Origin of the sequence: Ramlibacter tataouinensis TTB310 (assembly GCF_000215705.1) — a bacterium.
In the GTDB taxonomy this organism is placed as follows: Bacteria; Pseudomonadota; Gammaproteobacteria; order Burkholderiales; family Burkholderiaceae_C; genus Ramlibacter; species Ramlibacter tataouinensis.
The window spans coordinates 2,784,061-2,805,708 of the sequence record NC_015677.1 but is presented as its reverse complement, the minus strand read 5'-3'; the positions used below and the strand labels follow the sequence as shown (position 1 = coordinate 2,805,708).

The 21,648-nt window shown below is 70.8% G+C and carries 18 protein-coding genes; 16 read left to right on the top strand and 2 right to left on the bottom strand.

What is annotated here, in order from left to right:
- The first annotated feature begins 112 nt into the window (after positions 1-112).
- Genes RTA_RS13475 through RTA_RS13440 form a run of 8 tightly spaced genes read left to right on the top strand, consistent with a single transcriptional unit; the run spans position 113 to position 7,515 of the window.
- Entirely contained in the window at positions 113-769 is a 657-nt protein-coding gene (locus RTA_RS13475) for an NADH-quinone oxidoreductase subunit J (protein WP_013901967.1), read from the top strand.
- On the top strand, positions 766-1,074 hold the full coding sequence (gene nuoK / locus RTA_RS13470; protein WP_013901966.1) for an NADH-quinone oxidoreductase subunit NuoK: 309 nt from the start codon (positions 766-768) through the stop codon (positions 1,072-1,074). The genes RTA_RS13475 and nuoK overlap by 4 nt, the downstream gene beginning before the upstream one ends.
- A gap of 26 nt (positions 1,075-1,100) precedes the next feature.
- Positions 1,101-3,158 carry an NADH-quinone oxidoreductase subunit L gene (gene nuoL, locus RTA_RS13465; RefSeq protein WP_013901965.1) on the top strand — a complete coding sequence of 686 codons (2,058 nt, stop codon included), beginning with the start codon at positions 1,101-1,103 and terminating at the stop codon, positions 3,156-3,158.
- Between the two features lie 13 nt (positions 3,159-3,171).
- Entirely contained in the window at positions 3,172-4,647 is a 1,476-nt protein-coding gene (locus RTA_RS13460) for an NADH-quinone oxidoreductase subunit M (RefSeq protein ID WP_013901964.1), read from the top strand.
- Between the two features lie 10 nt (positions 4,648-4,657).
- Positions 4,658-6,145 carry an NADH-quinone oxidoreductase subunit NuoN gene (gene nuoN, locus RTA_RS13455; RefSeq protein ID WP_013901963.1) on the top strand — a complete coding sequence of 496 codons (1,488 nt, stop codon included), beginning with the start codon at positions 4,658-4,660 and terminating at the stop codon, positions 6,143-6,145.
- A 16-nt stretch (positions 6,146-6,161) separates the two neighbouring features.
- Positions 6,162-6,464, top strand: coding sequence for a DUF2818 family protein (locus RTA_RS13450; RefSeq protein WP_013901962.1), 303 nt, complete (start codon positions 6,162-6,164; stop codon positions 6,462-6,464).
- A complete protein-coding gene (locus RTA_RS13445) occupies positions 6,461-7,057 on the top strand; it encodes an NUDIX domain-containing protein (protein ID WP_013901961.1) in 597 nt (198 codons plus the stop codon). Before RTA_RS13450 ends, RTA_RS13445 begins: the two co-directional genes overlap by 4 nt.
- Positions 7,054-7,515, top strand: coding sequence for a DUF1178 family protein (locus tag RTA_RS13440; protein WP_041675577.1), 462 nt, complete (start codon positions 7,054-7,056; stop codon positions 7,513-7,515). The genes RTA_RS13445 and RTA_RS13440 overlap by 4 nt, the downstream gene beginning before the upstream one ends.
- A gap of 520 nt (positions 7,516-8,035) precedes the next feature.
- Here the strand turns inward: RTA_RS13440 and RTA_RS13435 are convergent.
- Entirely contained in the window at positions 8,036-9,817 is a 1,782-nt protein-coding gene (locus RTA_RS13435) for an ABC transporter transmembrane domain-containing protein (protein ID WP_013901959.1), read from the bottom strand.
- 71 nt (positions 9,818-9,888) lie between these two features.
- On the opposite strand from RTA_RS13435, the gene RTA_RS13430 reads away from it, so the two are divergent.
- The 7 genes from RTA_RS13430 (at position 9,889) to RTA_RS13400 (ending at position 17,407) form a co-directional block, all read left to right on the top strand.
- Positions 9,889-11,346 (top strand): multicopper oxidase family protein, encoded by a 1,458-nt coding sequence (locus RTA_RS13430; protein ID WP_013901958.1) that lies wholly within the window; start codon positions 9,889-9,891, stop codon positions 11,344-11,346.
- A 102-nt stretch (positions 11,347-11,448) separates the two neighbouring features.
- Positions 11,449-12,936: an MFS transporter gene (locus RTA_RS13425; protein WP_049871287.1), complete on the top strand. Its 1,488-nt coding sequence runs from the start codon at positions 11,449-11,451 to the stop codon at positions 12,934-12,936.
- An 85-nt stretch (positions 12,937-13,021) separates the two neighbouring features.
- A complete protein-coding gene (locus RTA_RS13420; protein ID WP_013901956.1) occupies positions 13,022-13,933 on the top strand; it encodes an HAD family hydrolase in 912 nt (303 codons plus the stop codon).
- Positions 13,934-13,935: 2 nt separating this feature from the next.
- Positions 13,936-14,895 (top strand): phosphotransferase family protein, encoded by a 960-nt coding sequence (locus RTA_RS13415; protein ID WP_013901955.1) that lies wholly within the window; start codon positions 13,936-13,938, stop codon positions 14,893-14,895.
- A gap of 61 nt (positions 14,896-14,956) precedes the next feature.
- Positions 14,957-15,352 (top strand): diacylglycerol kinase, encoded by a 396-nt coding sequence (locus tag RTA_RS13410; RefSeq protein WP_013901954.1) that lies wholly within the window; start codon positions 14,957-14,959, stop codon positions 15,350-15,352.
- Between the two features lie 94 nt (positions 15,353-15,446).
- Positions 15,447-16,328, top strand: coding sequence for a UDP-2,3-diacylglucosamine diphosphatase (locus RTA_RS13405; protein WP_013901953.1), 882 nt, complete (start codon positions 15,447-15,449; stop codon positions 16,326-16,328).
- Positions 16,325-17,407 (top strand): glycosyltransferase family 4 protein, encoded by a 1,083-nt coding sequence (locus RTA_RS13400; protein WP_013901952.1) that lies wholly within the window; start codon positions 16,325-16,327, stop codon positions 17,405-17,407. The genes RTA_RS13405 and RTA_RS13400 overlap by 4 nt, the downstream gene beginning before the upstream one ends.
- An 8-nt stretch (positions 17,408-17,415) precedes the next feature.
- Here the strand turns inward: RTA_RS13400 and RTA_RS13395 are convergent, their stop codons facing one another.
- Positions 17,416-18,282: a glycoside hydrolase family 18 protein gene (locus tag RTA_RS13395; protein ID WP_041675576.1), complete on the bottom strand. Its 867-nt coding sequence runs from the start codon at positions 18,280-18,282 to the stop codon at positions 17,416-17,418.
- Between the two features lie 656 nt (positions 18,283-18,938).
- Between RTA_RS13395 and RTA_RS19835 the strand changes: the two genes are divergently transcribed.
- Complete coding sequence (locus RTA_RS19835) at positions 18,939-21,635, top strand: hybrid sensor histidine kinase/response regulator (RefSeq protein ID WP_049871286.1); 2,697 nt, start codon at positions 18,939-18,941, stop codon at positions 21,633-21,635.
- Positions 21,636-21,648 lie beyond the last annotated feature (13 nt).

The following is a 21,648-nucleotide window of genomic DNA, read 5'->3' as shown; positions in this document are numbered from 1 at the left end:
CGGGCCGTCCAGACCTGCTCAAGCAGGTCTGGAGCCGCGGCCCTCAGCCCTCAAGGGGCGCCACCAGCGGCCCGGCAAAGCCGGTTCCGCGGTGACCCGCGAGAAGACCGATATGGACATCAAGACTGGCTTCTTCTACCTGTTCTCCGCGGTGCTGCTGTTCGCATCGTTCCGCGTCATCACCGCGCGCAACCCGGTGTACGCCGCGCTGTACCTGGTGCTGGCGTTCTCCCAGGCGGCGGCCGTGTGGCTGCTGCTGCGGGCCGAGTTCCTGGCGATCTCGCTGGTGCTGGTCTACGTGGGCGCCGTGATGGTGCTGTTCCTGTTCGTGGTGATGATGCTGGACATCAACCTCGACAGCCTGCGCGCCGGCTTCTGGAAGCATTTCCCCGCGGCCGGCTTCATCGGCGCGCTGATCGCGCTGGAGATGGCGGCCGTGCTGATGGGGGGCTTCCGCGTCGGCGAGGAGGCGCGCCCGGCCGCGGCGACGGCGCAGGCCGTGGCGGCGGACTATTCCAACACCAAGGAGCTGGGCAAGCTGCTGTACACGCAGTACCTGTACCCGCTGGAGATCGCGGCCGTGCTGCTGCTGGTGGCCATCATCGCGGCCATCGCGCTCACGCTGCGCGAGCGCAAGGACAGCCGCCACATGGACCCGGCCCATCAGGTGCGGGTGAAGGCGCGCGACCGGCTGCAGGTGGTCAAGCTGCCGCCCACCCTGGCGGCACCCCCGGTGCCGGCCGAGGCCGCGCCGGAGGGGAAGGCATGATCCTCACCCTCGGTCACTTCCTGTCGCTGGGCGCCATCCTGTTCGCCCTGTCGGTGGTCGGCATCTTCCTGAACCGGCGCAACCTGATCGTGCTGCTCATGGCCATCGAGCTGATGCTGCTGGCCGTGAACATGAACTTCGTCGCGTTCTCCTACTACCTGGGCGACATGCACGGCCAGGTGTTCGTGTTCTTCATCCTCACGGTCGCGGCGGCGGAGTCGGCGATCGGCCTGGCCATCCTGGTCCTGCTGTTCCGCAACAAGTCGAACATCAACGTCGAAGAACTGAACACGCTCAAGGGCTGAAGCCCTGCAGCGCGTCGAAAAGAAACATGAGCCAGACCCTCAATGCACAGGCCCTGCTCGCCGTTCCCATGGCCCCGCTGGCCGGCGCGGTCATCGCAGGCATCTTCGGCACCACCTTCGGTGGAAGGTGGATCGGCCGCCGCCTGGCCCACACCGCCACCATCCTGGGCGTGCTGATCGCCTTCGTGCTGTCGGCCATGACGCTCAAGAGCGTGGCCGCCGACGGCGCCCGGTTCAACCAGACCATTTACGAATGGATGGTGGTGGGCGGCCTGCGCATGGAGGTCGGCTTCCTGGTCGACGGCCTGACGGCCATGATGATGTGCGTGGTGACCTTCGTGTCGCTGATGGTGCACATCTACACCATCGGCTACATGGAGGAGGACGAGGGCTACAACCGCTTCTTCTCCTACATCTCGCTCTTCACCTTCGCCATGCTGATGCTGGTGATGAGCAACAACTTCCTGCAGCTGTTCTTCGGCTGGGAGGCGGTGGGCCTGGTGTCCTACCTGCTGATCGGCTTCTGGTACAACAAGCCGTCGGCCATCTTCGCCAACATGAAGGCCTTCCTGGTCAACCGGGTGGGCGACTTCGGCTTCATCCTGGGCATCGGCCTGATCGCCGCCTACACCGGTTCGCTCGCCTATGGCGAGGTCTTCGCTAAAAGCGCAGACCTTGCCAAGCTCGGTTTCCCGGGCACCGAGTGGATGCTGATCACCGTGATCTGCATCTGCCTGTTCATCGGCGCCATGGGCAAGAGCGCGCAGTTCCCGCTGCACGTGTGGCTGCCCGACTCGATGGAGGGCCCGACGCCCATCTCCGCGCTGATCCACGCCGCCACCATGGTGACGGCCGGCATCTTCATGGTGGCGCGCATGTCGCCGCTGTACGAGCTGTCCGACACCGCGCTGTCCTTCATCCTGGTGATAGGCGCCATCACGGCCCTGTTCATGGGCTTTTTGGGCATCATCCAGAACGACATCAAGCGGGTGGTGGCCTACTCCACGCTCTCGCAGCTGGGCTACATGACGGTGGCGCTGGGCGCCTCGGCCTACTCGGTGGCGGTGTTCCACCTGATGACGCATGCCTTCTTCAAGGCGCTGCTGTTCCTGGCCGCCGGCTCGGTCATCATGGGCGTGCACCACAACCAGGACATCCGCTGGATGGGCGGCCTGCGCAAGTACATGCCCATCACCTGGATCACTGCACTGCTGGGCTCGCTGGCGCTGATCGGCACGCCGCTGTTCTCCGGCTTCTACTCCAAGGACAGCATCATCGAGGCGGTGCACTTCAGCCGCCTGCCGGGCGCCGGCTTCGCCTACTGGGCGGTGCTGATCGGCGTGTTCGTCACCGCCTTCTACTCGTTCCGCATGTACTTCCTGGTGTTCCACGGCCAGGAGCGCTACGGCCAAAACCCGGACGCCCACCACGGCCACCATTCGGACGAGGAGCCCGACCCGCACCACCACGGGCACGATGCGCACGGCAAGCCGCACGAGTCGCCCTGGGTGGTGACGGCGCCGCTGCTGCTGCTGGCCCTGCCGTCGGTGGTGATCGGCTTCCTGACCATCCAGCCGATGCTGTTCGGCGACTTCCTCAAGGACGCCATCACGGTGGACGCCGCCCGCCACCCCGCGATGGCGGAACTGGCCAGGATGTTCCATGGCCCGGTGCAGATGGCCGTGCATGCCTTCAGCACGCCGGTGCTGTACCTGGCCGTCGCCGGCGTGGTGCTGGCCTGGTACATGTACATGGTGAACCCGGCCCTGCCGGCCGCGCTGCGCGCCCACCTCCAGACGGTCTACAAGATCCTCGACAACAAGTACTACATGGACTGGATCAACGAGAACATCATCGCCCGCGCCGCGCGCGGCCTGGGCCTGGGGCTGTGGAAGGGCGGCGACCAGGCGCTGATCGACGGCGCCCTGGTCAACGGCAGCGCCCGCGTGGTGGGAGCCTTCGCCTTCATGGTGCGCCGGCTGCAGACCGGCTTCCTCTACCACTATGCGCTGGCCATGATCGTGGGCGTGTTCGTGCTGCTCACCTGGTTCGTGGCGCCGTGGTCGGCCTGGCTGGGACGATAGGAGAACAACAAAAATGGGTCTGTTGAGCTTGGCGATCTGGACGCCGATCCTGTTCGGCGCGGTGCTGCTGGCCTTGGGGCGGGACGACCAGGCGCGCGCCGTGCGCTGGCTGGCGCTGATCGGCTCGCTGGTCGGCTTCCTGGTGACGCTGCCGCTGTACGGCCGCTTCGACCGCGGCAGCTCCGCGATGCAGTTCGTCGAGCGTGCCCCGTGGATCGAGCGCTTCAACATCCACTACCACCTGGGCGTGGACGGCATCTCGTTCTGGTTCGTGCTGCTGACGGCCTTCATCACCGTGGTGGTGGTGATCTCCGCCTGGGAGGCGATCACCGAGCGCGTCAACCAGTACATGGGCGCGTTCCTGATCCTGTCGGGCCTGATGATCGGCGTGTTCTGCGCGCTGGACGGCATGCTGTTCTACGTGTTCTTCGAGGCCACGCTGATCCCGATGTACCTGATCATCGGCATCTGGGGCGGGCCGCGCAAGATCTACGCCGCCTTCAAGTTCTTCCTGTACACGCTGCTCGGCTCGCTCTTGATGCTGATCGCGCTGATCTACCTGTACACCCGGTCCGGCGGCAGCTTCGACATCGCCGCCTGGCACCGGCTGCCGCTGCCGGCCACGGCGCAGACGCTGCTGTTCTTCGCCTTCTTCGCCGCCTTCGCCGTCAAGGTGCCCATGTTCCCGGTGCACACCTGGCTGCCCGACGTGCACGTGGAGGCGCCCACCGGCGGCTCGGCCGTGCTGGCGGCCATCATGCTGAAGCTGGGGGCCTACGGCTTCCTGCGCTTTTCCATGCCGATCGCGCCGGACGCCTCGCGCGAGTGGGCCTGGCTGATGATCGCGCTGTCGCTGATCGCGGTGATCTACGTGGGCCTGGTGGCCATGGTGCAGCAGGACATGAAGAAGCTGGTGGCCTACTCGTCGGTGGCCCACATGGGCTTCGTGACCCTGGGCTTCTTCATCTTCAACGACCTGGGCGTGGCCGGCGGCCTGGTGCAGATGATCGCCCACGGCTTCGTCTCGGGCGCCATGTTCCTGTGCATCGGCGTGCTGTACGACCGGGTGCATTCGCGCGAGATCGCCAGCTACGGCGGGGTGGTGAACACCATGCCCAACTTCACCGCGTTCGCGCTGCTGTTCGCCATGGCCAACGCCGGCCTGCCCGCCACCGCCGGGTTCGTGGGCGAGTGGATGGTGATCCTGGGCACCGTCAAGGCCAACTTCTGGCTGGGCCTGCTGGCTGCCACGGCGCTGATCTGGGGCGCGGCCTACACCCTGTGGATGTTCAAGCGCGTGTACCTGGGTCCCGTGGCCAATGACGACGTGCGCCAGCTCACCGACATCAACGCGCGCGAGTTCCTGATGCTCGGCATCCTGGCTGTCGCCGTGCTGTACATGGGCATCCATCCCAAGCCCTTCACCGACGTGATGAACGCCTCGGTGGTCGATCTCCTGAAGCACGTGGCGGCTTCCAAACTGAACTGAAGACACCACCATGCTTGACCGACTGAGCTTCTACGTCGTCGCGCCGGAAATCCTCCTGCTGGTGATGGCCTGCGTGGTCGCCCTGGTGGACCTGGGCGTCAAGAGCCGGCTGCGCGGCCTGACCTACGGCCTGACCCTGGCCACCCTGGCCCTGGTGGCCTGGCTGAGCGCGGAGTTCGCGATGACCGGCCAGACGCTGTACGGCTTCAACAAGATGGTGGTCAGCGACCCGCTGGGCAACTGGCTCAAGGTGTTCGCCACCATCGCCGTGATGGTCACCCTGGTCTACGGCCGGCCGTACGCGGCCGAGCGCGACATGCTGCGCGGCGGCGAGCTGTTCCTGCTCTCCATGTTCTCCCTGCTGGGCATCTTCGTGATGGTCTCGGCCAGCAACTTCCTGGTGATCTACCTGGGCCTGGAGCTGCTCACGCTGTCCAGCTACGCGCTGGTGGCGCTGCGCCGCGACCACGCGCAGGCGACCGAGGCCGCCATGAAGTACTTCGTGCTGGGCGCCATGGCCTCGGGCTTCCTGCTGTACGGCATCTCCATGCTGTACGGCGCCACCGGCTCGCTGGACATCAACGAGGTGTTCAAGGCCATCGGCTCGGGCCGCATCAAGCACGAGGTGCTGGTGTTCGGCCTGGTGTTCGTGGTCGCCGGCCTGGCCTTCAAGCTGGGAGCCGTGCCCTTCCACATGTGGATCCCCGACGTGTACCAGGGCGCGCCCACGGCCGTGACCCTGATGCTGGGCGCCGCGCCCGAGCTGGCCGCCTTCGGCATCGCCATCCGCCTGCTGGTCGAGGGCATGATGCCGCTGGCCATCGACTGGCAGCAGATGCTGGTGGTGCTGGCCGTGGGCTCGCTGCTGGTGGGCAACCTGGCCGCCATCGCGCAGACCAACCTCAAGCGCATGCTGGCCTACTCCACCATCGCGCAGATGGGCTTCGTGATCCTGGGCCTGGCCGCCGGCTTCGTCAACGGCAACACCAGCAACGCCCAGTACGCCTACAGCGCCTCGATGTTCTACATCGTGACCTACGTGCTGACCACGCTGGCCACCTTCGGCATCATCCTGCTGCTGGCGCGCGAGGGCTTCGAGAGCGAGGAGATCTCCGACCTGGCCGGCCTGAACCAGCGCAGCCCGCTGTACGCCGGCGTCATGGCCGTGTGCATGTTCTCGCTGGCCGGCATCCCGCCGCTGGTGGGCTTCTACGCCAAGCTGGCCGTGCTGCAGGCGCTGGTCGCCTCGGGGCAGGCGTTCTACATCGGCCTGGCCATCTTCGCGGTGGTGATGTCGCTGATCGGCGCGTTCTACTACCTGCGGGTGGTGAAGGTGATGTACTTCGACTCGCCCATCACGGCCACCACCGTGTCCGCGCCGGCGCACGTGCGGGCCGTGCTGTCCCTCAACGGCGCGCTGGTGCTGGTGCTGGGCATCCTGCCCGGCGGGCTGATGGCGCTGTGCGCCGACGCCGTGGTCCGGACGCTGGCCACGTGATGGGGCGGGGCGCGCGATGTCCCAGACCGCATCGACCTGGTTCGTGATCGTCCTGGCGCTGCTGGCGGCCAACCTGCCGTTCCTCACGCGGCGCCTGCTGGGCGTGGTTGCGCTGGGCAGCCCCAAGTCCCTGGCCGTGCGCCTGGCCGAGCTGGTGCTGCTGTACTTCGCGGTGGGCGGCATGGCGCTGCTGCTGGAGCGGCGGCTGGGCCAGATCGCGCCCCAGGGCTGGGAGTTCTACGCCGTCACCGCGGCGCTGTTCCTGACGCTGGCCTTCCCCGGCTTCGTCTGGCGCTACCTCCTGCGGCACCGCGAATGAGCTCTCCCCCGGCCGACCCGCACCTGGTCGAGCGCACCACCGGCCGCGAGCACCTGCTGCGCGGCGACTTCCTGCACGTGGTGCGCGACACGGTGGCCCTGCCCGATGGCGGCAGCGCCACGCGAGAGTACATCCTGCATCCCGGCGCCGTGATGGTGGTCCCGCTGCTGGACGACGGGCGGGTGGTGATGGAGCGCCAGTACCGCCATCCGGTGGGCCGCGTGATGGTGGAGTTCCCCGCCGGCAAGCTCGGTGCGGGCGAGGACCGGCTGGCCTGCGGCCGCCGCGAGCTGCAGGAGGAGACCGGCTACGTGGCCGGCGAGTGGGCCCATGCCGGCCAGCTGCATCCCTGCATCGGTTATTCGGACGAGTTCATCGACATCTGGTTCGCCCGCGGCCTGCGCCCGGGCGGCCGCCAGCTGGATGCCGGCGAGTTCCTGGATGTGATCGCCGTCGCGCCGGCGCAGCTGCAGGCCTGGTGCCGCGAGGGCGTCGTCACCGACGCCAAGACCCTGACCGGCGCGCTGTGGCTGCAGAACGTCCTTTCCGGCGCCTGGAATTTGGAATGGCAGCCACAATCTGAGCCGTCATGAAAGTGCTCAACCTCCAGTGCCCGCAGGAGCACGTCTTCGAAGGCTGGTTCGCCAACGAGGACGCCTTCCAGGACCAGCTGCAGAGCGGCCTGGTCGAATGCCCGATGTGCGGCGACACGCAGGTCACCAAGATGCTCAGCGCGCCGCGCCTCAACCTGGGCGCGGCCGAGCCGCGGCCGCAGCAGTCGCAGCCGCAGCCGGCGCGCCAGGACGTGATGGCCGCCGGGCCGGCCGCCCTGCAGGCGGCCTGGCTGAAGATGGTGCGCCACGTGATGGCGCACACCGAGGACGTGGGCGAGCGTTTTGCCGACGAGGCGCGCCGCATGCACTACGGCGAGGCCGAGGAGCGGGGGATCCGCGGGCAGGCCACGCGGGAGGAGACGCAGGCCTTGCTGGAGGAGGGGATCGGGGTGTTGCCGCTGCCCATCCCGAAGGCTCTGAAAGGGCCGGTTCAGTAGTGTTTCGGTCTGGCCTGCTTTCAAGGCTGTAGAAGCTCCTCGCCATCCCCCCCTTCTCCCCCCCGCCCCTCTTCGCCCCCGCCGGGGCGAAGAGGGGAGCCTTGATTTGGTTTCTTCACGCCGGCTACGGAGCTACCCGGCACCGTCGCCACCTTCGCGGTGCACCACGGCCTGGGCGCTGCAGTCCTAGGGATGGCTGGCCGACCAGCTCGGAGCTGCGAGCCAGCGCGCAAAGCGCGGCTGGCTCGTAAGGGGACATTCGTGCCGTCCCTACTGTCTCGTTCTGGCCAGCGCTTCGCGCGGCCAGCGGCTCCGAGCCTGCCGGCCTCGAAGCGCGTCCAACTGCAGGTTCGCGCCGTGGCGCGCCAACTCCGTACCGCGACCTCACCCCGGTAGATCCGTATTCGGCGCGCGCGGGCAAATCCAAGGCGCCCCTCTTCGCCCCGGCGGGGGGAGAAGGGGGGGAAGGCGAGGAGCATCTGCAGCCCTCCAGCCAGCCTGCCAGCCAAAACAGAAGGTGTCAGTCCATGAACTGCAAAGCAGCCAGTCGGGCATACAGGCCGCCCGCGGCCACCAGCGCCTCGTGCCGGCCCTGTTCCACGATGCGCCCCTGCTCCAGCACCACGATGCGGTCGGCCTGCTGCACGGTCGCCAGCCGGTGCGCGATGACCAGCGTGGTGCGCCCGCGCATGGCCGACTGCAGCGCCGCCTGCACCATGCGCTCGCTCTCGGCGTCCAGCGCGCTGGTGGCCTCGTCCAGCAGCAGCAGGGGCGCGTCCTTGAGCATGGCGCGCGCGATCGCGATGCGCTGGCGCTGGCCGCCCGACAGGCGCACGCCACGCTCGCCCAGGAAGGTGGCATAGCCCTCCGGCAGCGCCTCGATGAAGCCGTGGGCGAAGGCGGCGCGCGCGGCCGCCACCACCTCCTCGTCGCTGGCCTGCGGCCGGCCGTAGCGGATGTTGTCCATCGCGCTGGAGGAGAAGATCACCGGCTCCTGCGGCACGATGGCGATGCGCCCGCGCAGCTCGGACAAGGCCATCTCGCGCACCGTCACGCCATCGATCAGGATGCGGCCTTCGGTGGGGTCGTAGAAGCGCAGCAGCAGCTGGAACACCGTGGTCTTGCCGGCCCCGCTGGCGCCCACCAGGGCCACCGTCTCGCCCGGCGCCACCGCCAGGCTCAGCTGGCGCAGCGCCGGCTGCCGCGGGCGCGAGGGGTAGTGGAAGGTGACGGCCTGCAGCTCCAGCGCACTGCCGCCCGCCGGCACGCGGGCCGGCGCGGGCTGCGGCGGCGAGGCCACCGGCGAGCGCGCGTCCAGCAGCTCCATCAGCCGCTCGGTGGCGCCGGCCGCGCGCAGCAGGTCGCCATAGACCTCGCCCAGCACCGCCACCGCGCCGGCGAAGATGATCACGTACACCACCGTCTGGCCCAGGTGCCCCGGGGTGATGCGGCCGGCCAGCACCGCCTGCGTGCCCTGGTACAGGCCCCACAGCAGCAGCGCGGCGTTGGCGACGATGACGAAGGCCACCAGCAGCGCCCGCGCGCGCGTGCGGCGCACGCCGGTGTGGAATGCGTGGTCGGTGGCCTCGCCGAAGCGCCGTGCCTCGCGCCCCTCGGCGGTGTAGCTCTGCACCACCGGGATGGCATTGAGCACCTCGGCCGCGATGGCACTGGAGTCCGCCACCCGGTCCTGGCTGGCGCGCGACAGGCGGCGCACCCGGCGGCCGAAGGCCATGGCCGGCAGCACCACGCCCAGCAGCGCCAGCAGCACCAGCGACATCACGTAGGGGTTGGTCCATACCAGCATGGCCAGCGCGCCCACGCCCATCACCGCGTTGCGCAGGCCCAGCGACAGCGAGGAGCCCACCACGGTCTGCACCAGCGTCGTATCGGTGGTCAGGCGCGACAGCACCTCGCCGGTCTGCGTGGTCTCGAAGAATTCCGGGCTCTGCCGCAGCACGTGGGCGTACACCGCGCTGCGCAGGTCGGCCGTGACGCGCTCGCCCAGCCAGCTGACCATGTAGAAGCGCGCCGCCGAGAACAGGCCCAGCGCCACCGCCACCGCGAACAGCGCCAGGAAATGCTCGCGCAGGGCCAGCAGCTGCTCGCCGCGTTGCGAGGCGGCCAGGCCGCCGTCGATCAGGCCGCGCAGCGCGAGGGGGAACGCCAGCGTGGCCGCTGCCGCCAGCACCAGGAACAGGCCGGCCGCGGCGATGCGGCCGCGGTAGGGCCTCAGGAACGGCGCCAGGCCGGACAGCGAGCGCGGGGAACCCTTGGCCGGGTCGGCGGGTCGGGAGGCCATGGGCGGGCAGTGTAGCCAGCGGGCTCTATAGTGGGTGCCAAGGACCCCGCCACGCCATTGCCCCGCCCCGCATGCAGATGCCCCCGACCTTCCTGTTCAACCGCCGCCGCTGGCTGGCCGCCACCGTGCCGCCGGCGGTATGGCTGGCGACCGGCTGCGCGCAACGTTCCGCGACGGCCGCGGTGCGCGAGTACACGCTGGTGGCCGCGCCCGTCGCAGTGCCGGTGCGCGGCGCCGCCCAGCCGCCGGTCGCGGCCTGGGGCTACGCCGGGGGCGTGCCCGGCCCGCTGATCCGCGCGCGCCAGGGCGAGCGGCTGCGCGTCGTGGTGGAGAACCGGCTGCCACAGGAGACCACCGTGCACTGGCACGGCCTGCGGGTGCCCAACGCCATGGACGGCGTGCCCCATCTCACCCAGCCGCCGATCCCGCCGGGCGGGCGCTTCACCTACGAATTCGAGCTGCCGGACGCGGGCACCTACTGGTACCACTCGCACCTGCGCAGCAGCGAGCAGATGGAGCGCGGCCTGTACGGCGCGCTGGTGGTGGACGAGGCCCAGCCGCCGCCGGTGGACCGCGACCTCACCTGGGTGCTGGACGACTGGCGGCTGGGCGAGGGAGGCCAGGTCAGCGAGAGCTTCGGCAGCCGGCACGACATCGCGCACGCGGGACGCATCGGCAACGCGATCACGCTCAACGGCCGGCCGCCGCAGGACCTGCTGCTGCGCCCCGGCGAGCGCGTGCGGCTGCGCCTGGTCAACGCGGCCAATGCGCGCATCTTCTCGCTGGGCTTCGACGGCCCGGCACCCTGGGTGGTGGCGCTGGACGGCCAGCCGGTGGCCCCGCACGCGCCGCCCGGCGGCCGGGTGCGCCTGGCCCCCGGCATGCGCTGCGACCTGGTGCTGGATGCCGGGCAGCAGGCCGGCCAACGCCATGCCGTGTTCGACGACTTCTACCCGCGCGGCGCCTTCGACCTGCTGCAGCGGGTGGTGGAGGGCCAGCCCCTGCGTGCGCAGCCGCTGACGCCGCCGGCGGCGCTGCCGGGCAACCCGCTGGCCGAGCCCGACCTGGGGGCGGCGCAGACGCACGAGGTGGTGTTCCAGGGCGGCATGATGGGCAGCCTGCACCGCGCCCTGCTCGACGGCCAGCCCCTGCCCATGATGGGCCTGCTGCGCCAGGGCAAGGCCTGGGCGGTCAACGGCGTGGTCTCCGGCGGCCATGGCGAGGGCGGGGCGCACGGCCGGCACGAGGCGCCCATCGTCACGCTGCGCCGCGGCCGCAGCTACGTGCTGGCGCTGCACAACGACACCCGCTGGCACCATCCCATCCACCTGCACGGCCACAGTTTCCGCGTCCTGCGCCGCAACGGCCGCGAGACCGCGCACCGCGAGTGGCGCGACACGGTGCTGCTCGATCCCGGCGAGCGGGCCGACATCGCCTTCGTGGCCGACAACCCCGGCGACTGGATGCTGCATTGCCACGTGCTGGAGCACCAGGAAGGCGGGATGATGGGCGTGTTCCGCGTCGCCTGACGCGGCCGGCGCCTCAGGCCCGGCACGTACCCGAAAAACCGTCCAGTTCCTACACCGGGCCGCCGGCGCAGCGCCTCTACTGGACGCCTTTGCCCGCGAAGGATGCTGCGCCCCGTTCCCCACATCTCCCCCGCCGAGCTGGCCGCAGGCCAGCGTGACCTGGTGAAGGACCTGGCCTGGGCCAGCCTGGCGGGCTCCTTCTCCGGCGGCGTCATCCTGGTGGCATTCGCGCTGGCGCTGGGCGCCACGCCGCTGCAGATCGGCCTGCTGGCCGCCATCCCCTTCATCGCCCAAGCGGCCCAGCTGCCCGCCACGCTGCTGATCGAGCGGGTGCGCCAGCGGCGCCGGATCGGCGTGCTGGCGGTCACGGCGGCGCGCGTGCTGATCCTGCTGACCGCGGTGCTGCCCTTCCTGACGGAACCCTCGCTGGCGCTGCAGCTGCTGATCGCCGCGCAGCTGGCCATCGCGGCGCTCAACGCGGTGGGCGGCTGCGCCGTCAACTCCTGGCTGCACCAGCTGATCCCGCCGCGCGAGCTGGGCAGCTTCTTCTCGCGCCGGCTGTTCTTCGGCACCACGCTGGCCTGCATCGGCACGCTGGCGGCGGGCACCCTGATCGACCGCGTCCCGGCGGCGGCGTCGCTGCAGCCCTACGCGCTGGTGTTCGCGCTGGCGGCGCTGGCCGGCTTCGTCAGCTCGTTCTACCTGGGCCGGGCGCCCGAGCCGGTGATGCCCGACGCCGGGCCGGAGGTCGGGCTGCGCGAGCGCTTCCGGCAGCCGTTCCGCGACCGCAACTTCCGCCGGCTGCTGGTCTTCCTGGCGGCCTGGACCATCGCCTCCAACCTGGCGGCGCCCTTCCTGACCGTCTACCTGATGGAGCAGCGCGGCTACGCCGTGGCCACCGTCACCAGCCTGTGGGTGACCAGCCAGCTGGCCAACGCCCTGACCCTGTACCTGTGGGGGCGGCTGTCCGACCGGTTCTCCAACAAGGCGGTGCTGGCGGTGGCCCTGCCGGTGCACTTCACCTGCATCCTCGCCCTGGTGTTCGCCGATGCCGTGACCGACGCCGGCTGGCAGCTGGGGCTGCTGTACGCCATCCATTTCGTGATGGGCATTGCCACCGGCGGCATCGGCCTGGCCACCGGCAACCTGGGCCTGAAGCTGGCGCCGCAGGGCCAGGGCACGGCCTACCTGGCCGCCATCGGCCTGGCCTCGGCGGTGTCCGGCGGCATCGCGCCCATTGCCGCGGGCGCCCTGGCCGGCGCGTTCCAGGCCGCCGAGCTGTCGGCGGTGGTGCGCTGGGCCACTCCCCTCAGCTGGGGCGAGATGGCGGTGGTCAGCTTCGCGCACTGGGAGTTCCTGTTCGCCATCTCGGCCCTGTTCGGCCTGTACGTGATGCACGCGCTGTCGCGCATCGACGAAGGCAGCGAGGTCAGCGAGCGCCAGGTGGTGCAGGAGTTCGCGCTGGAGGCCTGGCGCTCGCTCAACAGCCTGTCGTCGGTGGCCGGGGCGCTGGGCAGCCTGTTCCCGTTCGAGCGGCTGACCGAGCGGCGCAAGTGGTGGCGCGAGCGGCAGCCGCGCGGTGCGCCGTGAGCCCGGCCCGGCCGCAGGTAGCGGGCTTGGCTGACAGGCCGCGGGCAGGCGCGCTGCCATCATGCGTGCAACCCGAGCCCGCCCCATGGACGACCTGCTGACCGACTACCGGCCGCGCCTGCAGCGCTTCCTGCGGGCATCCGACTTCGCGCGAAGCGGGGCGGTGATCACCGACCTGGACGGCACCGCGGTGCACGAGGTCGAGGGCCGCGTGCTGCTGTCCCGCAGCGTGGAGCTGGGCCTGCAGCAGGTGCATGCGGCCGGCCGCGAGGTGCTGATCAACACCCTGCGCTTTCCGCTGTCCATCATGCGCGTGTTCGGCGCCGACTGGCGCCGCGCCTCGGGCAGCGACATGACGGTGGTCTCGCTCAAGGGCAGCCTGGTCGGGCGCATCGTGGCCTCGCAGGGCGGCGAGCTCGCCTTCGAGGAAGTGCACGCCTTCACCTTGACCACGCAGGAGGTCGACGAGGTGCTGCAGGGCGTGCGCGGGCTGGTGGAGCAGGGCGCGCAGGACCTGCTGGTGTTCTTCTACCCGCGCCGCTGGCAGGAGGGCGAGCTGATCTGGACCCCGGATGCGCAGCGCATCGCGCCGGTGCAGGCCAAGTACCGCAGCGCCAGCCGCGTGCTCTCGGGCGGCCTGCCGGCGCTGGAGGCCGCGCTGCATGCGCAGCCCCAGTGCATGGTGTTCCTGCTGATCGACGCGCCGCAGGACCGGCTGATGGCCTACCAGCACACCGCCCAGACCCGCTTTGTCACCCGCCAGGGCGTGGACAAGCGCTCGGGCGCGCTGGCGCTGGCCGCCCACCTCCGGGTGTCGCTGGCCGACAGCATAGGCGCGGGCGACGCCGAGACCGACACCTTCCTGGACGAGGTCGGCTTCGCGGCCATCGTGGGCAACCAGGACGTGGGCTTCAAGGGCCGCGTCGACACGGTGCGCCTGCCCGACGCGCCGGCCTTCGGCGAACTGCTGCTGTCCGTGGCCGAGGCGGTGCGCTGAGCATGCGCAAGGCCGGCGCGGCAGACTCCGCCCCCACCCCCAAGCCGCAGGACGGGCCGGCGCGCGCCTGGGTCGCGCGGCTGGTGCAGCGCCGCTTCGGCGAGCGGCCGCGCGGCCTGCAGGCCCTGGGCGGCGGCCTGAACAACCATGTCTACCAGCTGCAGGCGGGCGGCCAGCCGCTGGTGGTGCGCCTGCACCAGGACCCGGGCAAGCTCGCGGTCTACCGCAAGGAGGCCTGGGCCATGGGGCAGGCGCGCAAGGCCGGCGTGCCCACGCCCCAGGTGCTCGAAGTGGGGGAGGAAGGCGGGCACCCGTACATGCTGCAGCGGCTGGTGGAGGGCATCCCCGGCACGCAATGGGCCGACGGCAACGCGGTGCTGCGACAGATGGGCGAGCTGGCCGCGCGGCTGCACCAGGTGGCGACCCAGGGCTTCGGTCCGGCGGTGGGCGGCAGCGCCGTGCCCGGGCAGCGCAGCTGGCCGCACTGGGCCGATTTCCTGGACCACGAACTGCGCGTGGGCGAGCGGCTGGGGATGCTGGACCGCGTCAACGCGCTGCCGACGCCGGCGCGCCAGGCGCTGACGGCCACGCTGGCGCAGATGCGCCGCTGGAGCCGCCGCCCGGTGCTGCAGCACGGCGACCTGCGCCTGAAGAACGTGATCGTCTCGCCGCGCGACGGGCGCATCGTCGCGCTGATCGACTGGGAGGACTGCCTGTCCGCGCCGCCGCCGCACTGGGAGCTGGCGATCGCGCTGCACGACCTGGGGCCCGACGGCAAGGAGGTGTTCCTGGAAGGCTACGGGCTGTCGGCGGCGCGCTTTGCCCGCATCGCGCCGCAACTGCGCGCGCTGAACGTGCTCAACTACGCGTGGGCCATCCACCTGGCGCTGCAGGATGGCCAGCGCAGGCGCGCCGAGTGGATGAAGGCGCGGCTGCGCGGGGTATTCGACGTGGCGCTGTAGCCGCCCGCGCGCGCCACATTCCCGACACATTCCCGTCACTGGGCCGTGAGAGAGTGCGGCGATGAACCTCCACGACCCCGGGCTGCCGGCCAATGCCCAGAAGCTGCGCACCGGCCTCGACCGCGTCTGGCATGCCGCCGGCTACTCGCTGGCCGGCCTGCGCGCCGGCTGGGAGGAACCGGCCTTCCGCCAGGAGGCCGTGGCCTCTATCGTGCTGCTGCCGGCCGCATTCTGGATCGGCCGCGGCTGGGTGGAGGTGGGCCTGCTGGCCGGATCGGTGCTGCTGGTGATGATCGTGGAACTGCTCAACACCGGCATCGAGACGGCGATCGACCGCATCGGCCCGGAGTGGAACCACCTGTCCAAGCGCGCCAAGGACATGGGCAGCGCCGCCGTGCTCCTGAGCCTGCTGCTGTGCGCCGGCCTGTGGCTGGCGGCGCTGGCGGCGCGCCTGTAGCGCTGCGGGAACGTCACCGGCGCGCCACGGAACTGCCACGCGGGCGTCATCGCACGGCGCGACCATGGGCTCATCCGCAGCCCCAGGAGCCGCCATGAGAGTCGAGACCCGAGCCGCCTTCAGAAAAGCCCTGGCGCCGCTGCCGCCCGTGTCGCCAGCCGGCTGCGACGCGGACCCGCCGGCGCGGCGCCTGCGCGCCGTCTTCGTGTCCGACCTGCACCTGGGCACGCCGGGCTGCCAGGCCGGCCCGCTGCTGGAGTTCCTGAAGGCCCACCCGAGCGACTACCTGTACCTGGTGGGCGACATCGTGGACGGCTGGCAGCTGAGGAAGCGATGGTTCTGGCCGCAGGCCCACAACGACGTGGTGCAGAAGCTGCTGCGGCGCGCCCGCAAGGGCTGCCGCGTCGTCTACGTGCCAGGCAACCACGACGAGTTCGCGCGCAACTTCGTGGGCCACCAGTTCGGCGGCATCGAAGTGGCGGCCGAGGCGGTGCATGTCACCGCCACCGGCCGGCGGCTGTGGGTGATCCACGGCGACCACTTCGATGCCGTGGTGCAGGGCGCCAGGTGGCTGGCCTACCTGGGCGACACCCTGTATGAGTTCACGCTGCGGGTGAACCGCCATCTCAACGCCTGGCGGGCCCGCCTGGGCCTGCCGTACTGGTCGCTGTCGGCCTACCTCAAGCACAAGGTCAAGAAAGCGCTGAACTACGTCACCAGCTTCGAGACCGCCGTGGCCCAGGAGGCCCGCCGCCGCGGCCACGACGGCGTGGTGTGCGGCCACATCCACCGCGCCGAGATGCGCGAGATCGACGGCGTGCTGTACTGCAACGACGGTGACTGGGTGGAAAGCCGCACCGCGCTGGTCGAGCACCTGGACGGCCGGCTGGAAATCGTGCACTGGGACGCCGCGCCGCTGGAGCCGCCCCGGCAGGCGCCCGCCCCGGTGGCCGCGCCCTGGCTGGAGCCCGCATGAAGCTCGCCCTGGTGACCGATGCCTGGATGCCGCAGGTCAACGGCGTGGTGACCACCCTGGCCGAGCTGGTGCGCGAGCTGGAACAGGCGGGCCACGAGGTGGAGGTGATCCACCCGGGCCAGTTCCGCACCCGGCCCTGTCCCGGCTACGCCGGCATCGACCTGGCCGTGCGCCCGGGCCGCGCGCTGGCCGAGCGGCTGGCCGCCTGCGCGCCCGATGCCATCCACCTGGCCACCGAGGGGCCGCTGGGCTGGGCCGCGCGCCGCCACTGCCTGCGGCACGGCCTGGCCTTCACCACCGCGTTCCACACCAAGTTCCCGGAGATCGCCCACGCGGCGCTGCGCATCCCGGTGGCCTGGGGCTATGCCCTGATGCGGCACTTCCACCGGCCATCCAGCGGCGTGATGGTGCCCACCCGCAGCGTTCTGGACATGCTCGCGCGGCGCGGCCTGGGCCGGCTGCGCGAGTGGACGCACGGGGTGGACACGGAGCTGTTCGCCTTCCATCCCCAGCCGCGCATCTGCCCGGTCCTGGGCGGGTTGCCGCGGCCGGTGTCGCTGTTCGTGGGCCGCGTGTCCTACGAGAAGAACATCGGGGCCTTCCTGGACCTGGAGGTGCCCGGCAGCAAGGTGGTGTGCGGTGTCGGACCGGTCGAGGCGCAGCTGCGCCGGCGCTATCCGGGCGTCCACTGGGTCGGCCTGCTGGAGCGCCCGCGGCTCGCCCAGGTCTACGCGGCCGCCGACGTGTTCGTCTTCCCCAGCCGGGCCGACACCTTCGGCCTGGTCATGCTCGAAGCCATGGCGACCGGCACGCCGGTGGCCGCCTACCCGGCCGACGGGCCGCTGGAGGTGCTGGGCCGGCCCCATCCCGACGGCGGGCGGCCGATGGGCGGCGCCATGGACGCTGACCTGCAGCGCGCCTGGCATGCTGCCTTGGCCGTGCCGCGCCACGAGGCGCGCCAGCGTGCGCTGGACTTCAGCTGGCAGCAGGCGGCGCACCGCTTCGCCGGCTTCCTGGTGGCGGCGCGCGGCGGGCCTGCGGCGGACCTGGACTCGTCGGCCGCCAGGCCCGCGCCGTGATTTTTGACCTACAGCCGCGCCTTCATCGCGCTGCTCCAGGCGTTGCCGCCGGCCGCCACGTGCTGGGCGCTCCAGCAGAACATGCCCCGGATGTCGGGGTGGGCGGCCTTGATGCTGTCCCACTCGCGGATGCAGTCCTGCAGCGAGGGGCCGTTGGGGTAGTTGCCCGACAGGCCGACCACGAAGCTGCGTTCGTCGCCCAGCATCGAGATCCAGGCGTCGGTGCGCTGCTTGATGTAGCCCGGTGCGTTGAATCCGCTCCAGTCGTAGAACTGGGCGCCGCAGTAGGTCAGCACGCCGGCGTCCTGGAGGCCGGCCATCAGCTGCTGCTGGCGCGGATCGTTGGGCTGGGGCGGCGCGGTGATGGCGAAGGCCGGGCCGTACAGAGACTTGAGCTGCTGGGCGATCCAGACCATCTCCTGGGTGACGGCCTGGACGTTGCCGTCGTTGAGGATGGCGGCCTCGAAGTTGTTGAAGTCCAGGCCGTCCAGCCCGCCCAGGCTGTCGTGCATGCGCCGGAACGAGTTGACGAAGTTCTGCGACTTGGCCCGGTTGTCCCAGGCGTAGCCGGCCTGCGCGCCACCCGCCGTCAGGATCACCTTCTGGCCGCGGTCGCGGCAGGCCTGGACCTGGCCGGGCGTCACGTTGGCGTGGTACTCGAAGAAGAACGAGCCGTCACCGACGTTGTTGTGGCTGCCGTTGACCGGGCTGCCGTTGGGTTTGGCATGGAACAGGTAGATGACGTTGAAGTCCGTCGGCACCTCGTCGATCTTGAGCCGGCTGGTGTCCCAGGTGGTGAAGTAGCAGGCCAGGACCTTGGCGGGCAGGCCGGCGCCGGCGGCCGCAGCCGAGGATTGAGCGAAAGCCGGCGCCACGCTGCCCGCTGCGCCGCCTGTCGAGACTCCGGTCGCAAGGCCGGCACTCTCGCCGGTGCCGCCGCCACCGCCACCACCGCATCCGGTGAGGGCAAGAACCGCGGCGGCCGAACCGGTGTGGAGAAATAGGCGTCGTTTCATGCTCAACATGTCCTCGGGAAGCTGCTTCGGCCAGCGGTCCCACCGCTGCGCCTCGGCCTGTTCAAAGATCAGCTGCGGCTTCTGGGCCCTGGAGCGCGGTGCCTGGGCTTCGCGGTGCCAGCGGTCGAGTTCGAGCCCAACCTCAGCAAGAAGCGTGAATTTATGGGCCGCGCTCCTACATCTCGTAGGAGGTTGACTACAGAAGTAACGAAGATGAGCTTGGGTTTTTTTGTGATAAAGCTCACAGGCTGGGCGCAGCACGGCCCAAGAACGCAAGACGAAATTTGCCACCGATAACGGCTGAGCCAAGTGCTGGCGCGGCTCGGCAGCGACGTGAAGGTGCCTCGACAGTCCGCACGCGGAATGCAGAAGAAGGCGCAGCGGCTGCCGACAGGGGCCACCGGGCCTGAGGCAGAAAGTTACGTTTCTGCGGCGGATCGGCCTGGAGGCGGCTCGTGGAAGGCGGGAAAACAAGCATCCGGCGCCAGCCGGACGGCGGCGAGAATCGGCGGCCCATGGAAGCGCCCACCTTCGCCTTTGACGATCCCCGGCTGCTGGCCGGCCTGCTCGTCGAGGCTTCCGCCGACGTCATCTTCACCAAGGACCTGCAGGGCCGCTACCGCTATGCCAACCCGGCCTTGCTGCAGGCGGTCGGCCTGCAGGCGCATGAGGTCCTGGGACGCACGGCCGAGCAGGTGCTGCCGGATGCGGCGGCCGCACGCCAGCTGATGGACAACGACCGGCAGGTGCTGGCGCACGGACAGCCGGTGGAGGTGGAGGAAGCCGTCCCCTCGGCGGACGGCGGCTGGCGCCACTGGCTCACGCGCAAGACGCCGCTGCGGGACGAACGAGGACGGATCATCGGCCTGCTGGCCGTGGCGCGCGAGATCACCGAGCGCAAGCTGGCGCAGGCCCAGCGCGACCTGATCCGGCTGAAGCTGGAGATGGGAGTGCAGGCGGCGGGCCTGGTCATGGCCGAGATCGACTACCGCAGCAACCAGAACCACATCTCGGCGGAACTCGCCCGGCTGTTCGAGATGGGCGAGGCTGCCATGACCGTGCCGCGGCAGGCCATCTTCGACCGCATCCATCCCGAGGACCGGCCGCGCTACCTGCAGGGCATCGCGCGGGCCATCGACCCGGCCGGCAACGGCCACCTCGCCATCCAGGTGCGCGCCCTGCTGCCCAGCGGCACCGTGAAATGGCTGGACATCCGGCTGCAGGTCACTTTTGCCCCAGCCGCCGATGGCCAGCTCCAGCCCGACCGCGGCATGTGCGCCGCCCGGGACGTGACCTCCGAGGTGCTGGCCGATGCCGCGCTGCGCGTCAGCGAGGCGCGCTTCCGGGTCGCGGCCGAGGCGGCCAGCGACATCCTGTGGACCAACGACCCGTCCGGCCGCATGCGCGGTCCGCAGCCGGGCTGGGCGGCCTTCACCGGCCAGCGCCAGGAGGAGTACCAGGACTACGGCTGGGCCCGGGCGGTGCACCCCGACGATGCCCAGCCCACCATAGCCGCCTGGAACGCCGCCGTGGCCCGCGGCTCCAAGTTCGTCTTCCAGCACCGGGTGCGGCGGCACGACGGCGTCTGGCGGACCTTCTCCGTCCGCGCGCTGCCGGTGCAGGATGCCGACGGGCAGGTGCGCGAGTGGGTGGGCGTGCACACCGACATCACCGACCTGCTGGCGGCCGGCCGCGCGCGCAGCGAGGCCGAGCGGCGCTACCGCCAGCTGTTCGAGAACATGACCGAGGAGGTCCACTTCTGGCGGCTCGAGCGCGAGCCGGACGGCCGCATCCGCAGCTGGCGCCTGCTCGATGCCAATGGGCCGGCCCTGGCGACCTGGCAGCGGCGGCTGGACGACATCCGCGGCCTGACCACGGACGAGATCTTCGGCGCCGGCGCCACCGGGCATTACCGGCCGGTGGTGGAACAGGTGATGCGCGAGCAGCGGCCGGTCAGCTACGACGACTTCTTCCAGCCGCTGGGCCGCCACTTCCGCTTCGCCACCGTGCCGCTGGGCAGCGAGGAGTTCATGACCACCGGCGCCGACGTGACGGCCATGCGCACCGCGCAGCAGACCATCGAGCGGCAGAACCTGGAGCTGCGCGACGCCGACGCGCGCAAGGACCGCTTCCTGGCCACGCTGTCGCACGAGCTGCGCAACCCGCTGGCGCCCATCCGCACGGCCGCGGAGCTGCTGGCGCGGCCCACGCTGGCGGCCGACCAGCTGGCGCTGGCGCGCCAGGTGATCCAGCGGCAGGTCGGCCACATGGCCCTGCTGCTGGACGACCTGCTGGACGTGGCCCGCATCACCCAGGGCAAGCTGGAGCTGCGGCGCGAGCGCGTGGCGCTGGCAGCCATCGTGGACAGCGCGGTGGAGGCCGTGCGCCCGCTCATCGAGCGCAAGCAGCACCGGCTGCGCATCGAGCTGCCGGCCCGGGCGCTGGAACTGGAGGCCGACCCGCTGCGCCTGTCGCAGGTGCTGGCCAACCTGCTGACCAACGCGGCCAAGTACACCGACGCCGGCGGCTGCATCACCCTGGCCGCGGCGGCCGAAGGCGGCCTGCTGCGCCTGGAAGTGCGCGACACCGGCATCGGCCTGGCACCCGAGGCACTGCCCGGGCTGTTCCGGATGTTCTCGCAGGTGCGCGAGGCCAGCGACCGGTCCGAAGGCGGGCTGGGCCTGGGGCTGGCCCTGGTCCGGGCCCTGGTCGAGCTGCACGGCGGCAGCGTGGCCGCGGGCAGCGCCGGACCGGGGCAGGGCAGCACCTTCACCGTGCGCGTGCCGCTGCCCGCCGCCACCGGGCCTTCCCGGCCGGACTCGCCGGCCACCGCCTTGGAACAGGCCGGGCGCAAGGTGCTGGTGGCCGACGACAACCGCGATGCGGCCGACACCCTGGCCCTGCTGCTCGAGGCCGACGGCCACCAGGTGCGCGTGGCCTACGACGGGCGCACCGCGGTGTCGCTGGCGCGCGCCTTCCAGCCCGATGCGGCCTTGCTGGACATCGGCATGCCCGAGCTGAACGGGCACGAGGTGGCGCGCGCGCTGCGGCAGGAGCCCTGGGCGCAGGGCCTGGTGCTGGTGGCGGTGACGGGCTGGGGCCAGGCCGAGGACCGGCGCATCGCCCGGGAGGCGGGGTTCGACCACCATGTCACCAAGCCGGTGGAGCCGGCGGCGCTGGACCGCCTGCTGGCCCCGGCCCGGCCGGCCTGAGCGGCTGCACGGC

What these genes read in the sequence shown, in the direction of transcription:
- RTA_RS13475 (WP_013901967.1), top strand. Translation starts at nt 113, where the DNA reads ATGGACATCAAGACTGGCTTCTTCTACCTGTTCTCCGCGGTGCTGCTG.
- nuoK (WP_013901966.1), top strand. Translation starts at nt 766, where the DNA reads ATGATCCTCACCCTCGGTCACTTCCTGTCGCTGGGCGCCATCCTGTTC.
- nuoL (WP_013901965.1), top strand. Translation starts at nt 1,101, where the DNA reads ATGAGCCAGACCCTCAATGCACAGGCCCTGCTCGCCGTTCCCATGGCC.
- RTA_RS13460 (WP_013901964.1), top strand. Translation starts at nt 3,172, where the DNA reads ATGGGTCTGTTGAGCTTGGCGATCTGGACGCCGATCCTGTTCGGCGCG.
- nuoN (WP_013901963.1), top strand. Translation starts at nt 4,658, where the DNA reads ATGCTTGACCGACTGAGCTTCTACGTCGTCGCGCCGGAAATCCTCCTG.
- RTA_RS13450 (WP_013901962.1), top strand. Translation starts at nt 6,162, where the DNA reads ATGTCCCAGACCGCATCGACCTGGTTCGTGATCGTCCTGGCGCTGCTG.
- RTA_RS13445 (WP_013901961.1), top strand. Translation starts at nt 6,461, where the DNA reads ATGAGCTCTCCCCCGGCCGACCCGCACCTGGTCGAGCGCACCACCGGC.
- RTA_RS13440 (WP_041675577.1), top strand. Translation starts at nt 7,054, where the DNA reads ATGAAAGTGCTCAACCTCCAGTGCCCGCAGGAGCACGTCTTCGAAGGC.
- RTA_RS13435 (WP_013901959.1), bottom strand. Translation starts at nt 9,817, where the DNA reads ATGGCCTCCCGACCCGCCGACCCGGCCAAGGGTTCCCCGCGCTCGCTG.
- RTA_RS13430 (WP_013901958.1), top strand. Translation starts at nt 9,889, where the DNA reads ATGCAGATGCCCCCGACCTTCCTGTTCAACCGCCGCCGCTGGCTGGCC.
- RTA_RS13425 (WP_049871287.1), top strand. Translation starts at nt 11,449, where the DNA reads ATGCTGCGCCCCGTTCCCCACATCTCCCCCGCCGAGCTGGCCGCAGGC.
- RTA_RS13420 (WP_013901956.1), top strand. Translation starts at nt 13,022, where the DNA reads ATGGACGACCTGCTGACCGACTACCGGCCGCGCCTGCAGCGCTTCCTG.
- RTA_RS13415 (WP_013901955.1), top strand. Translation starts at nt 13,936, where the DNA reads ATGCGCAAGGCCGGCGCGGCAGACTCCGCCCCCACCCCCAAGCCGCAG.
- RTA_RS13410 (WP_013901954.1), top strand. Translation starts at nt 14,957, where the DNA reads ATGAACCTCCACGACCCCGGGCTGCCGGCCAATGCCCAGAAGCTGCGC.
- RTA_RS13405 (WP_013901953.1), top strand. Translation starts at nt 15,447, where the DNA reads ATGAGAGTCGAGACCCGAGCCGCCTTCAGAAAAGCCCTGGCGCCGCTG.
- RTA_RS13400 (WP_013901952.1), top strand. Translation starts at nt 16,325, where the DNA reads ATGAAGCTCGCCCTGGTGACCGATGCCTGGATGCCGCAGGTCAACGGC.
- RTA_RS19835 (WP_049871286.1), top strand. Translation starts at nt 18,939, where the DNA reads ATGGAAGCGCCCACCTTCGCCTTTGACGATCCCCGGCTGCTGGCCGGC.